The 13,033-nt window shown below is 65.8% G+C and carries 10 protein-coding genes; 5 read left to right on the plus strand and 5 right to left on the minus strand.

The window, feature by feature from the left end:
• Positions 1-9 precede the first annotated feature (9 nt).
• Both OIE68_RS25255 and OIE68_RS25260 read left to right on the plus strand, forming a co-directional pair.
• Positions 10-894 (plus strand): oxygenase MpaB family protein, encoded by an 885-nt coding sequence (locus OIE68_RS25255; protein WP_327093575.1) that lies wholly within the window; start codon positions 10-12, stop codon positions 892-894.
• 104 nt (positions 895-998) lie between these two features.
• Positions 999-1,868: an oxygenase MpaB family protein gene (locus OIE68_RS25260; protein ID WP_327093576.1), complete on the plus strand. Its 870-nt coding sequence runs from the start codon at positions 999-1,001 to the stop codon at positions 1,866-1,868.
• A gap of 37 nt (positions 1,869-1,905) precedes the next feature.
• Here OIE68_RS25260 and OIE68_RS25265 read toward each other — a convergent pair whose 3' ends face one another.
• The 5 genes from OIE68_RS25265 to OIE68_RS25285 form a co-directional block, all read right to left on the minus strand.
• Complete coding sequence (locus tag OIE68_RS25265; protein WP_327093577.1) at positions 1,906-2,847, minus strand: proline dehydrogenase family protein; 942 nt, start codon at positions 2,845-2,847, stop codon at positions 1,906-1,908.
• Positions 2,844-4,481, minus strand: a complete 1,638-nt coding sequence (gene pruA / locus OIE68_RS25270) for an L-glutamate gamma-semialdehyde dehydrogenase (protein WP_327093578.1) — start codon at positions 4,479-4,481, stop codon at positions 2,844-2,846. The genes OIE68_RS25265 and pruA overlap by 4 nt, the downstream gene beginning before the upstream one ends.
• A gap of 51 nt (positions 4,482-4,532) precedes the next feature.
• On the minus strand, positions 4,533-5,669 hold the full coding sequence (dapC, locus tag OIE68_RS25275; RefSeq protein WP_327101798.1) for a succinyldiaminopimelate transaminase: 1,137 nt from the start codon (positions 5,667-5,669) through the stop codon (positions 4,533-4,535).
• Between the two features lie 23 nt (positions 5,670-5,692).
• Positions 5,693-6,016, minus strand: a complete 324-nt coding sequence (fdxA, locus tag OIE68_RS25280) for a ferredoxin (protein ID WP_063046612.1) — start codon at positions 6,014-6,016, stop codon at positions 5,693-5,695.
• Between the two features lie 190 nt (positions 6,017-6,206).
• Positions 6,207-8,810: a bifunctional FO biosynthesis protein CofGH gene (locus OIE68_RS25285; protein ID WP_327093579.1), complete on the minus strand. Its 2,604-nt coding sequence runs from the start codon at positions 8,808-8,810 to the stop codon at positions 6,207-6,209.
• Between the two features lie 164 nt (positions 8,811-8,974).
• On the opposite strand from OIE68_RS25285, the gene OIE68_RS25290 reads away from it, so the two are divergent.
• The 3 genes from OIE68_RS25290 to OIE68_RS25300 all read left to right on the plus strand — a co-directional run bounded on the left by OIE68_RS25290 (position 8,975) and on the right by OIE68_RS25300 (position 13,028).
• A complete protein-coding gene (locus OIE68_RS25290) occupies positions 8,975-9,472 on the plus strand; it encodes a PH domain-containing protein (protein ID WP_327093580.1) in 498 nt (165 codons plus the stop codon).
• Between the two features lie 62 nt (positions 9,473-9,534).
• Positions 9,535-11,088, plus strand: coding sequence for a PH domain-containing protein (locus tag OIE68_RS25295; RefSeq protein ID WP_419150799.1), 1,554 nt, complete (start codon positions 9,535-9,537; stop codon positions 11,086-11,088).
• Between the two features lie 101 nt (positions 11,089-11,189).
• The gene (locus OIE68_RS25300) at positions 11,190-13,028 is read left to right on the plus strand and encodes an APC family permease (protein ID WP_419150560.1); all 1,839 of its coding nucleotides are present in this window, start codon (positions 11,190-11,192) and stop codon (positions 13,026-13,028) included.
• Positions 13,029-13,033: the final 5 nt, after the last annotated feature.

Consider the following 13,033-nt stretch of genomic DNA (forward strand, 5'->3'; position numbering starts at 1 on the left):
AGGTCAACGATGACCGAACCCCTCCGCAGTGCCGATTACCTGCCGACTCCCGACCGCGTCGGCCCCGCCGCCGTCGAGCCCATCACCCCGGAAACCGTCGAGAAGTACGTCGACGGAGTCGCGGCCTTCCTGGGCGGCGCCGCCAATGTGATCATGCAGCTGAGCCTGCGTCCGGTCGGGCGCGGCGTACTGGAGAGCACGGTCGATAGCGGCAAGGTCACACTGCACCCGATCAAACGGCTGCGCACCACCCTGAGCTATCTCGCCGTGGCACTGATGGGCTCCGATGAAGAGCGCGCGCTGTATCGGGAGGCGGTCAACGAATCGCATCGACCGGTCCGCTCGACCTCGGCGAGTCCGGTGCGATACAACGCCTTCGATCCCACACTGCAACTCTGGGTCGCGGCATGCCTCTATTGGGGCATCGACGACCTCTACACCCGCATGCACGGGCCGATGAATCCCGATGTGGCCGAGGACTTCTACCACTACTGCGCCCGGCTCGGCACCACCTTGCAGATGCGACCGGAGATGTGGCCCGCCAATCGCGCGGATTTCCAACGGTATTGGGACGAGAACCTGCCGAAGCGCGGGATCGAACCCGCCCTGCGCGACTACTTCGACGCACTCATCGATCTGAAGATGATGCCGCGCCCAATTCGATTCGCCTTCGCCCGACTCCAACGGTTCGTCGTAACCGGCCTGCTGCCACAGCATTTGCGTAATGAGATGCGAATGACCTGGTCCCAGCGCGATCAGCGCCGCTTCGATCGGCTGCTGCGGATGATTTCGGCGGTGCACACCCCGCTACCGAAGCCGGTGCGAATGTTCCCGTTGAACGCCTATATGTTCGACGTTCGCCGCCGCATCCGACTGGGTAAACCGCTCGTATAAGGGGACCGTTTGACACGCTATCGAGGTGATGAGAAGGTAAATACCAATTCTTCTCATCACCTTTCGATTTCCGCCGATCGACCCCCTGAAAGACGAGGCCAACGATGACCTTGCCGCTACCCGTGGAGCCGCCCGATCCCGGACCGACCTGTCGCTACGGCACCGTCGACAACTTCGCGATGGACGAATTCTGGAGCGGCATCGCGGCCTTCCTCGGCGGGACGGCGAATGTCATCATGCAGCTGAGCCTGCGGCCGGTCGCGTACGGCGTCATGGAGAGCACGGTCGAATCCGGCCGGATCGATGTGCACCCGTGGAAGCGGACGCGCACCACGCTGACGTATCTCGCGGTGGCCCTGATGGGCACCGAGGAGGATCGTGCGAACTATCGCGAGGCCGTCAACGGCTCACATCGCGCAGTGCATTCCAAGCCGGGCGCCGCGGTCAAATACAACGCCTTCGACCCGAAGCTGCAACTGTGGGTCGCCGCCTGTTTGTATTGGGGCTTGGTCGATCTGGAGGAGCGGCTGCACGGGCCGATGGACGAGGACACCGCGGATGTGCTGTACCAGTACGCCGCTCGGCTCGGCACCACCCTGCAGATGCGACCGGAAATGTGGCCCCGCGACCGAAAAGCCTTCCAGGAGTACTGGAATACCACTCTCGCGACCAAGACCGTAGATGCCCGCACCCGCGCCTACTTCAACGATCTCATCGATCTGAAGATGGTCGCCTGGCCGTTGCGGATCTTCGGCCCGCTGCAGCGGTTCTTGGTGACCAGTCTGCTGCCTCCGCACCTGCGTGCCGAGATGCGCATGAACTGGAGTGAACGCCAGGAGCGCTTCGCGAACCGACTGCTACGCGCGATCGGCGCCGTGCACCGCATACTTCCCAAGCCCGCCAGGCTCTTTCCGATGAATCTCTGCCTGTGGGATATGCGCAGGCGGCACCGTCTCGGCAAGCCGCTCGTCTGAGCTCACCCACCCCGCCGGCTCCGCCGGCTGCCATCCCCTAGGACTTGCTGACCAATGCGCGCAGAAAGAACGTGAGGTTGGCCGGACGTTCGGCGAGGCGGCGGGTCAGATAGCCGTACCACTGGCTGCCGTACGGCACATACACCCGCATGGCATTGCCCGCGGCGGCCAGGCGCAACTGCTCGGGATCGCGGATACCGTAGAGCATCTGGTGCTCGAACCGGTCTGGGCCACGGCCGGTTTCGGCGGCCAGCTGTTCGGCGGCGAGGATGAGCACCGGATCGTGGGTGGCCACCATCGGATAGCCGGCACCACACATCAGGATCTCCAGACAGCGCAGATAGGAATCTGTCACTTCGGCGGAGCGCTGGTAGGCGACGGTATGCGGTTCCCGATATGCGCCCTTACACAAGCGGATTCGTGATCCGGACAGCTCGCGACAGTCCGCCTCGGTGCGATGCAGATAGGCTTGCAAAACGACACCGAGCCAGGGGAATTCGGCACGCACTTCACGAACCGCGGTCAGCGTGGCTTCGGTGGTGGTGTGGTCCTCCGCGTCGACGGTGACCCACACTCCGGCCTGGGCCGCTTTGGTGCACAGAATGCGCAGATTTTCGGTGGCAATGGCCGGGCCGTCGACGGGCAGCGCCTGCCCGAGCGCGGAGAGTTTCACCGACACCTCGGTGCGCGCCGTGGCATCTCGGAAGCCGTTCATTGCCGCCAGATCGTTGATCAGCGAAAGATATTCGGCCACCGTGACATCGGCCTGTGCCCGGTCGGTGGTGTTCTCCCCGAGGAAGTCGACGCTGACCAGCCGACGGCTCGCGAGCAGCTCCCGCACCACCGGAATCAACTCGTCACGGCCCTCACCGGCCACGAAGCGCCGAACGATCTCCGCGGTAACCGGCGTTGCGGTGACAATGCGCTTCATCCGCGGCGACGCGGAGGCCGCGAGAATGACCGGCCGCAGTGGATTCATTCCGACCCCATGTGCGGATACCGGTAATCACCCGGCGGCACGAAGGTCTCCTTGATCGTGCGTGGCGCGACCCAGCGCAGCAGGTTCAGCGGCGAACCCGCCTTATCGTCGGTGCCCGAGGCGCGCGCACCGCCGAAGGGCTGCTGACCGACGACCGCGCCGGTCGGCTTGTCATTGATGTAGAAATTGCCTGCGGCGAATCGCAGTGCGGCCGAGGCCTGTTCGACGGCCTTGCGGTCCTGTGCGAAGACCGCGCCGGTCAGTGCGTAGGGTGCTGCCGACTCCACCTGGGCCAATACCGCCGCGTAAGAGCCGGGTTCGGCATCGTCGTAGACGTGTACCGCGAGGATGGGGCCGAAATATTCGGTGGCGAAGGCGTCGTCGTGCGGATCGTCCACCACCAGCACCGTGGGTCGGACGAACCAGCCCTCGCTATCGTCGTATTCGCCACCCGCCGGGATGGCGATACCCGCCGACCTGGCGCGTTCGATGGCGGCGACATTCTTGTCGTAGGCGCGCCGATCGATCAGTGCCCCACCGAAATTCGCCAGATCGGCGACATCGCCGTAGCTGATTTCGCGGGTCAGTTGTAGGAAGTCGTCACCGATCGTGCGCCACACCGAGCGAGCGATATATGCACGCGAAGCCGCCGAACATTTCTGGCCCTGATATTCGTAGGCACCGCGAATCAGCGCGGTGCGCAAGGCATCCGGATCGGCGGACGGGTGCGCGACGATGAAGTCCTTACCGCCGGTCTCACCCACCAAGCGTGGATAGCCGTGATAGCGGCCGATATTCGCGCCGACCTGGGACCACAGGAACTGAAATGTCTTGGTGGAGCCGGTGAAATGGATACCCGCCAGCCGCGGATCGACGAGCGCGACCTCCGACAGTTCGACACCGTCGCCGGTCACCATATTGATGACGCCCGGCGGCAGTCCCGCCGCCTCCAGCAGCTGCATCGTGTAGAAGGCCGCGAGCGTCTGCGTCGGCGAGGGCTTCCACACCACGGTATTGCCCATCAACGCGGGCGCGGTCGGCAGATTGCCCGCGATCGCGGTGAAGTTGAAGGGCGTGATCGCGTAGACGAACCCCTCCAGCGGCCGGTAGTCCATCTGGTTCCACACGCCGGCGCTCGACTGCGGCTGCTGCTGCAGAATCTGGCTCGCGAAGGCGACATTGAACCGCCAGAAGTCGACCAATTCGCACGGCGCATCGATTTCGGCCTGCTGGACCGTCTTGGATTGACCGAGCATGGTCGCGGCGGCGACCGTCTCCCGCCACGGCCCGGCCAGCAAATCCGCCGCGCGCAGGAAGACGGCAGCCCGCTCGCCGAAGGTCGTGCTGCGCCAGCCGGGCGCCGCCGCGATCGCGGCCTCGATGGCGCCGTGGGCTTCCGAATGGGTGGTGTCGGTGTAGGTGCCGAGCACCTGCCGATGCCGGTGCGGGGCGACGATATCGTGCCGAGCCCCGATGCCCGGCCGGTGTTTGCCACCGATGACCAGCGGAATATCGATGGATTCGGCGGCGATCTCGGTGAGCTTGGTGATCAGCAGTTCCCGCTCAGGGCTGCCCGGCGCGTAGGAATGCACCGGCTCGTTGCTGGGGATAGGGACTACCGTGACAGCGTCCATACCCCAAGGCTAACGCCGTTCCCAGGCCGTCGGGCACGACTGCGGGACGTGTCAGGCCAGGCGTTGCGCCGCGGCCTCGATGCGTTCGTCGGAAGCGGTCAGCGCGATGCGCACGTACTCCCCCGCGCCCGGTCCGTAGAAGTCGCCGGGTGCGGCGAGGATGCCGCGCTCGGCCAGCCACTCCAGGGTGGTGCGGCACGGTTCGCCCCTGGTGGACCACAGGTAGAGGCCCGCTTCAGAGTGATCGATGCGGAAACCGGCGCCCTGCAAGGCCTTTCGCAGCACCTCGCGACGCGCACGGTAGCGCTCACGTTGCACTGCCTCATGGGCGTCGTCACCGAGCGCGGCGGTCATGGCCGCCTGGATCGGGAACGGCACCATCATGCCGGAGTGCTTGCGCACCTCGAGCAATTCGGCGACGAGTTCCGCATCACCCACCACGAATCCGGCGCGGTAGCTGGCCAGGTTGGAGGTCTTCGACAGCGAGTGCACCGCGAGCAGGCCGGTGTGGTCGCCGTCGCACACCTCCGGATCGAGGATCGAGACGGCGCCGCCCGGAGCGGAGCCTGCGGAGCGACCAGATGATACGGACCATGCCAAGCCCAAGTAGCACTCGTCGGAGGCCACGACCGCGCCGCGCTCACGCGCGAACTGCACCACCTTGCGCAGATGCTCGACACCGAGCACCTTCCCCGTCGGGTTCGACGGGGAGTTCACATAGATAAGGGCAGGCGATTGCGGACCCAACTGGGTCAGGCCATCCGCTCGCACCACTTTGGTACCGGCCAGCAGCGCACCCACCTCGTAGGTCGGGTAGGCGACCTCCGGGATGACGACCAGATCGTCCGCACCGAGCCCGAGCAGCCGCGGCAGCCCGGCGATCAGCTCCTTGGTGCCGATCACCGGCAGCACCGCGGCCGGGTCGAGTCCGGTGATCCCGTAGCGCCGCTTCAGTGCATCGACCGCCGCGGCCCGCAGTTCGGGCGTGCCGTGCGTGGTCGGATATCCGGGCACGTCGGCGACCGAACTCAATGCCGCACGGATCAGCGGGTCCACCGGATCGACCGGGGTGCCGACCGAAAGGTCGACGATCCCGTCCGGATGCGCGGCGGCCTTGGCCTTCACCGACGCAATGGTGTCCCAGGGAAAATCGGGCAGCAGAGCGCTGACCCGGCGACGCGGTGACACAGAACTCACTCAGTACCTATTACTCATTCAGTCGCCATGGGCGGCAACTCTTTGATGAACGGCGGGTCGTAATCCACCTTGCCGACCTTCGTCGCACCGCCGGGCGAACCCAGCTCGTCGAAGAAGTCGACATTGGCGTTCACGTAGCCGCCCCACTGGTCCGGGGTGTCGTCTTCGTAGAAGATCGCCTCCACCGGGCACACCGGCTCACATGCACCACAGTCCACGCACTCGTCGGGATGGATGTACAGCATGCGACCACCCTCGTAGATGCAGTCCACGGGGCATTCTTCGATGCATGCCTTGTCCTTCACGTCAACGCACGGTTCAGCGATGATGTACGGCACTGCCGCTCTCCTAGTCTGTCCTCACGGGGATAGTCCGCCCAGCGTCACACTAGCCCGGCAGCCCAGGTTACTCCCGGTCAGCCTGCCCTAACTAACTTCATCCCGCATACCACTCGCTGGATATGAAACGCCGCTGACATCCGCGCCTTTGCGAATCGTCCGAGCACGACGACCGGGAATCTGGTATCGACTAGCCCACTGTCAGTGGCAACGCCGCGGAGATCTTCCGTGGTGGTACCCCATAAGTGGTGGTCCGTTCGCGCACCGGACGGCCGATGCCCTCGGCGATCTCGGCGAGTTCCGCGACGGTTTTGGCGGAACCGTGTTGCGATCCGGCCATGCGGGAGATGGTCTCCTCCATCAAGGTACCGCCCAGATCGTTGGCACCGCCATTGAGCATCATGCGAGTGCCCGCCGTGCCGAGTTTCACCCAGCTGGTCTGGATGTTATCGATGCGGCCGTGCAGCATGATCCGCGCGAGGGCATGCGCCGCACGGTTGTCGCGGATCGTCGGACCCGGTCGCGCCGCACCGGCGAGGTACAGCGGTGCGCTCTGGTGCACGAACGGCAGCAGAACGAATTCGGTAAAACCGCCTGTCTCGTCCTGGATTCCGCGCAGCACCCGCAGATGTCCGACCCAGTGCTTCGGATTGTCGACGTGGCCGTACATCATCGTGGAACTCGAACGCATGCCGACCCGATGTGCGGTGGTGATCACCTCGACCCATGCGGAGGTCGGCAGTTTGCCCTTGGTCAGCACCCAGCGCACCTCGTCGTCGAGGATTTCCGCGGCCGTACCGGGAATCGTGTCCAGCCCGGCTTCCTTCAGCGCGACCAGCCAGTCGCGAATGCTCTGCCCGCCGCGAGATGCGCCGTTCACGATCTCCATCGGGCTGAACGCGTGCACATGCATCGATGGCACCCGCTGTTTGATCGCGCGCACCAGATCGGCATAGCCGGTGACCGGGAGGTCCGGATCGATGCCGCCCTGCATGCAGATTTCGGTCGCGCCGTCGACGTGCGCCTCCCAGGCGCGGTCGGCGACCTCGTCCATGCTCAGGGTGAAGGCGTCGGCGTCACCCTTGCGCTGGGCGAACGCGCAGAAGCGGCAGCCGGTGTAGCAGATATTGGTGAAGTTGATATTCCGGTTCACCACGTAGGTGACATCGTCGCCGTTGACGTCGCGGCGCAGTTGGTCGGCGAGGGCAGCCACCGCATCCAGCGCTGGTCCCTCGGCCGTTGCCAGTGCCAGGTACTCGGCATCGGTGAGCCCGGCCGGATCGTTTTCGGCGGCTCGCAGCGCGGCGAGCACATCGGAATCGAGCCGCTCGGGTGCCGCGACGGCGAGGTCACGGGCCTGTTCGCGAATGGTGTCCCAGTCGCCGAAGGCCCCGACGACATCCTGGCCGAGCGCGGAATCGCTGCGGCTCTCGGTATTTCGGCCCTCGGTATCGATCGAGGTATTGAGGTCGATGCGGCCCGCGGAATCCCACGACTCGTCCGGTTCCTGCCAGGGCAGGCCGACCGGGAGCGCATCCGGATTCGCCAGACCGGTTTTCGGATCGGTGAGTGCGGCGACATGTGCGCCGATACGCGGATCGACCCATGGGTTGCCCGCGCGCACGTATTTCGGGTGCGCCGAGGTGCGTTCGACGAGTTGGTAGCCCGCGGCCTCGGTGATTTCGCGCAGCGTATCGAGGTTCGGCCAGGGCCGTTCCGGATTCACATGGTCGGGGGTGACCGGCGAGACGCCGCCCCAGTCATCGATGCCCGCATCGATCAGTGCCTGGCATTCCTCGTGAGACACCAGGTTCGGCGGCGCCTGCACCGGAACGTCGGGGCCGAGCAGCAGCCGGGTGACCGCGATGGTGGCCCGGAACTCCGCCATACCGGCGTCGGGAACATCGCGCATGGCGGTATCGTCCTTGGCGCGGAAGTTCTGGATGATCACTTCCTGGATATGCCCGAATGCCTTGTGCTGCTTGCGAATCGCCATAATCGACTCGGCGCGCTCGGTCAGCGTTTCGCCGATACCGACCAGAATGCCGGTGGTGTAGGGCACCGAAAGCCGTCCGGCGTCGGTAATGGCGCGCAACCGCACCGCCGGATCCTTATCCGGACTCCCGTAGTGGCAGTTGCCCTTTTCGGTGAACAGGCGGGTGGCGGTGGTCTCGAGCATCATGCCCATGGACTGCGCCACCGGCTTGAGCCGCGAGATCTCCTCCCAGCTCATGACGCCCGGATTCAGGTGCGGCAGCAGACCGGTCTCCTCGAGCACCATGATCGAGACGGCGCGCAGGTAGTCCAGCGTGGAGTCGTAGCCGCGTTCGTCGAGCCACTGCGCGGCCTCCGGCCAGCGGTCCTCGGGCCGGTCACCGAGGGTGAACAGGGCTTCCTTACAGCCGAGCTCGGCACCTCGACGCGCGATTTCCAGCACCTCGTCGGGCTCCAGGAACATGCCCTTGCCCTCGGCGCGCAACTTGCCCGGCACCGTGACGAAGGTGCAGTAGTGGCATTTGTCCCGGCAGAGCTTGGTCAGCGGGATGAAGACATTGCGGGAATAGCTGATGGTCTTCGGCCGACCAGCCGATTCCAGTCCGGCATCGCGCACCCGGGCGGCGCTGCGACACAGGTCGACGAGGTCGTCACCGCGTGCGTGCAGCAGCACGGCCGCCTCGTCCACATTCAGTGTCACACCGTCGCGGGCCCGCCGCAGCGCACGGCGCATTGCCGACGGCGTTGGCGGTGCGGGCGGGGCGCTCGGGGTCGCTAGCTCGGTCACGCCCTCGATCATGCGCTACACATCCTGGGCTGTCTCCCTCCAGTGCTTGTGAGGGGTGATAACTGTGAGGTCTCACGCAGTATTCCGATACGTCCGATCGAATTATTCCCGTGCAGGTAGGTGGGTTGGGGCGGACGAAGGAGACGGCCGCGCCATGACGTGGAACCATGGCAAGCATGTCGCAGCCGCGCACGATCATGGCCGGTCCGGCCTGGCGTCCGAGCACCAAGGCCAAGCTCTTGTGGACGATTCAGGCCGCGGTCGGCTGGGCGATTCCCGCCGTGGCGCTGATCTTGTGGGTTGTCGTCGACGCCGAGCACCGCGGTGCGCAGCTGGTGGTGTTCGCGGTGGCGCTCGTGCTCGCGGCGGTGAGCATCGGGGTGGTGCCGCTGTGGCGGTTTGCGGTGCATCGGTGGGAGGTGACCGATGAGGCTGTGTACACCCGGGTCGGGTGGTTGACGGTGGAGAGCCGGGTGGCGCCGATCTCCCGGGTGCAGACCGTCGATACCGAGCGCGGGCCGCTGGAGCGATTCCTCGGGCTGGCGACGGTGACCGTCACGACGGCGTCCTCGGCCGGTGCGGTGCGGATCTCCGCGCTCGATCTGCCGGTCGCCGAACAGACCGTCACGCGGTTGACCGAGATCGCCGCATTGCATCGCGGAGATGCGACGTGAGTTTGTATGAGACCGATCTCACGCCGGAGACGGAGCAGCCGTGGTTGCGGCTGGATAAGCGAATGTTGTTGGTACACCCCGTCAACGAGGTCGTGAGGTTCATTCCGGTGCTGATCGGGTCGGTGATCCTCGGCACGAATACCGGTAATCCTGTCTGGGGGCTCACCGCATTGGCGGTGATCGTCGGCTTCGCGCTGACGCGCTGGTTCACCACCACCTATCGGGTCGGGCCGACCGACATCGAGTTGCGGACCGGGTTGATTCAGCGCAAGAAGCTGTCGGTACCGCGGTCGCGGATCCGGTCGGTCGATATCGAGGCCGATCTGTTGCATCGCGTGCTGCGGCTCGCGGTGTTGGCGATCGGGACCGGGCAGCACGCGGATTCGGGTGAGAAGTTCAAGCTCGATGCGTTGGATGCGGATGTGGTGCCGCAGTTGCGGGCGGCGCTGCTCGCCCATACCGCCGGTTCGCCGGAACCTACTGCTGGACAACAGGTTCCAGATCTCCGGAAAGACCGTCCGGTGTCCGGGAACGCCCGGGAGATCGGTCGTTGGCAAGCGAGCTGGGTGCGTTACGCGCCGCTGTCGCTGACCGGTTTCGCGATCATCGCACCCATTGTCGGTTTGGCAATTCAGTACGGGTTCGACCAGATCGTGGTCAGTTCGGACGCGGTGCACAGCGTCGAGGACGGTAGTACGGCGCTCATCGCCGTCGCCATCGCACTGCTGGTCGTCGCGATCGTGGTGATCGTGAGCCTGGCGGCCTGCGCACGTTATCTGACAACGTATTTCGGGCTGCGGGTGCTCGACGACGACCGCACATTGCATCTGCGCCACGGACTGTTCACGACCAGACAGATCACCCTGGATCTGGCTCGTTTCCGCGGCGCGACCGTCAACGAGCCGCTGCTGCTCCGCATGGCCGGTGCCGCCGAACTCGAAGCCATCATGACCGGCCAGAGCCCGCGCCAGAAAATCCTCCCCCAGGCACCGCGCGCCGCCATCGAACGCACCCTCGCGGAATTGCTCGCACCCCGGGGCGCCCGACGCCCCACTGCCATGAACGAACTCGCACGGGCCGGAGATTCGGTGAGCCGAGCGCCGCAACCGGAGCCGAGCGCAAGCCACGCGCCACGCGCCACGGTGAGCACCGCACCGCTGATCGCGCACGGCCCGGTCGCGCGCCGCCGCCGGTATACCCGCGCGCTGAGTCCGATCGTGATCCTCGCGGTCGCGATGCTGTACTTTTCCCTTGCCGGAGTGGACTTTTCACCATGGTGGTGGCTGTTGCCCGCACTCCCGGCCCTGATCGCCGTCGCGCTGGCCGCCGACCGCTACCGCGGCCTCGGCCACGCCGTCCTGCCCGCCACCGACAGCAGTCCGGCGTGGCTCATCACCCGTTCCGGCTCGCTCGACCGCGATCGCGACTGTCTCGAGGCTCCCGGCATCATCGGTTGGACTGTCCGCCAATCCTTTTGGCAGCGCCGCTCCGGCATCGCCACCGTGGTGGCCGCCACAGCAGCCGGTAAGAAGCGCTACCTCGTCGTCGACATCCCGCTCGAACAGGCCTGGGACCTCATCGAATCGGCAACGCCTGGCCGCCTGGGCACCCGCTGACCCCGCCGATCGAGTTCATGCAACCCGGTGACCGCGTGCCGATCCGACTCGCGCGGTGTCGCTGACCGATTGCTGACATCGCGCCGAGTTCAATGGTGAGCGTGGTCGAGACCCCGGTATCACCGACGCGGGAGTTACCCATCGCCGATCGCCGCGTGCGGCGGATGCAACGCGGCGACAAATATCGACTGACCGCGATCGGCGGTTTGTCGGCGTTATCGCTGGATGCGCTGTCCAGCGTGGCATACGGTCCCGAGGCGATCGTGCTGGTTCTGGTCGCGGCGGGCGCGGCGGCGGTGTCGTGGACGTTGCCGGTGTCGCTGGCGATCGCGACACTGTTGCTGGTTTTGGTGCTGTCGTATCGGCAGGTTATCGCCGTACATCCGGATGGCGGCGGTTCCTATGCAGTGGCGAAGAAGGATCTCGGTCGCGGTGCCAGTTTGCTCGCGGCGGCGAGTCTGGTGGTGGACTACGTGCTGACCGTCGCGGTGAGTCTCGCGGCCGGTGCGGCCAGTTTGGCCAGCGCGTTTCCGGGGCTTGCCGATCATCTGCTGCTGATCACGCTGAGCGGACTGGCGCTGCTCACCGTGATCAATCTGATCGGGGTGGCCGAATCGGCGAAAGTGCTGATGGGGCCGACACTTCTGTTCATCGTCGCGATTCTCGCGGTGATCATGGTCGGACTGTTCCGCTCGACACCGGTCGCGGTGATCGGTACCGATCCGGGGCCGTTCGTGCCATATGACACCGTCGGAATTCTGTTGCTGCTCAAGGCATTTTCGGCCGGATGTTCGGCGTTGACCGGGGTCGAGGCGATTGCCAATGCCGTGCCGTCGTTCCGGTCGCCCGCGGTGCGACGGGCCCAGCACACCGAGGTCGCGCTCGGCGTGCTGCTGTGCACGATGCTGCTCGGTTTGGCACTGCTCATCCGTCGCCATCACGCGGTGCCGCGCGGCGATGTCACCCTGCTCGCGCAATTGTCCGCGGCGGCATTCGGAACCGGGTGGCCGTTCTACGTGACCAGTCTGGCCGTCACGCTGGCGCTCTGCCTGGCCGCCAACACCAGCTTCGGCGGACTGCCGGTGCTGCTGTCACTGCTGGCGAAAGACCACCGGGTCGCGCACCTGTTCGCGTTGCGCTCCGAGCGCCCGGTTTTCCGCTATGGCGTTGCGGCCCTCGCCATTCTGGCCGCCACTGTGTTGCTCGTCGTGCATGCCGAAACCCACCGTGTGCTACCGGTTTACGCCGTCGGCGTCTTCATCGGGTTCACCATCAGCCAGACCGGGCTGGTGCGGCACTGGCGCGAGCAGCGTGGATCCGGTTGGATTCCGCGCGCCATCCTCAACGGCTTCGGTGCGCTGCTGACTGCCGTCGCCGCCGTGGTTCTGTTCATCGAGAAGTTCAACGAAGGCGCGTGGCTACTGCTGATCATCGTGCCCGCGTTGATAACCCTGTTCGCCCGCACCGAAAACTACTACCGCAGCGTCGCCGATCAACTCAGCCTCGGCCGAATCCCTTTCCTCCCACCGCAATCTCCGGATCAGGAACCGATGCTCATCGTGGTTCCAGTTGTCGCGGTCAGCGAGGTCACCGCCCGTGCCCTGCGCACGGCCCAAGCCTTCGACGGCGAAATCATTGCCGTCGCAGCCGAAATCGACCACGCCGCTACCCGGCGACTCAGCGCCCAGTGGAAGCAGTGGGATCCGGGTGTCCCCCTCACCGTCCTCCCGAGCCCACGCCGCAGTCTCATCACCACCCTCGTCGGCTACGTCCGCGCCCAAACCCGAGCCGGCCGCCAAGTCACCGTTCTCCTGGCCCAGGTAGAAGCCGCCCACTGGTATCACCGCCCCCTGCACAACCCGCGCGGCCCCGTCCTGGCCGCCACCCTCCGCGCCCGCACCGACGCGGTAATCGCCACCCTGGCCGTTCGCCTCGACTGAGCAGT

This window comes from Nocardia vinacea, assembly GCF_035920345.1.
GTDB lineage: Bacteria > Actinomycetota > Actinomycetes > Mycobacteriales > Mycobacteriaceae > Nocardia > Nocardia vinacea_A.

What these genes read in the sequence shown, in the direction of transcription:
- OIE68_RS25255 (WP_327093575.1), top strand. Translation starts at nt 10, where the DNA reads ATGACCGAACCCCTCCGCAGTGCCGATTACCTGCCGACTCCCGACCGC.
- OIE68_RS25260 (WP_327093576.1), top strand. Translation starts at nt 999, where the DNA reads ATGACCTTGCCGCTACCCGTGGAGCCGCCCGATCCCGGACCGACCTGT.
- OIE68_RS25265 (WP_327093577.1), bottom strand. Translation starts at nt 2,847, where the DNA reads ATGAATCCACTGCGGCCGGTCATTCTCGCGGCCTCCGCGTCGCCGCGG.
- pruA (WP_327093578.1), bottom strand. Translation starts at nt 4,481, where the DNA reads ATGGACGCTGTCACGGTAGTCCCTATCCCCAGCAACGAGCCGGTGCAT.
- OIE68_RS25285 (WP_327093579.1), bottom strand. Translation starts at nt 8,810, where the DNA reads ATGATCGAGGGCGTGACCGAGCTAGCGACCCCGAGCGCCCCGCCCGCA.
- OIE68_RS25290 (WP_327093580.1), top strand. Translation starts at nt 8,975, where the DNA reads ATGTCGCAGCCGCGCACGATCATGGCCGGTCCGGCCTGGCGTCCGAGC.
- OIE68_RS25295 (WP_419150799.1), top strand. Translation starts at nt 9,535, where the DNA reads ATGTTGTTGGTACACCCCGTCAACGAGGTCGTGAGGTTCATTCCGGTG.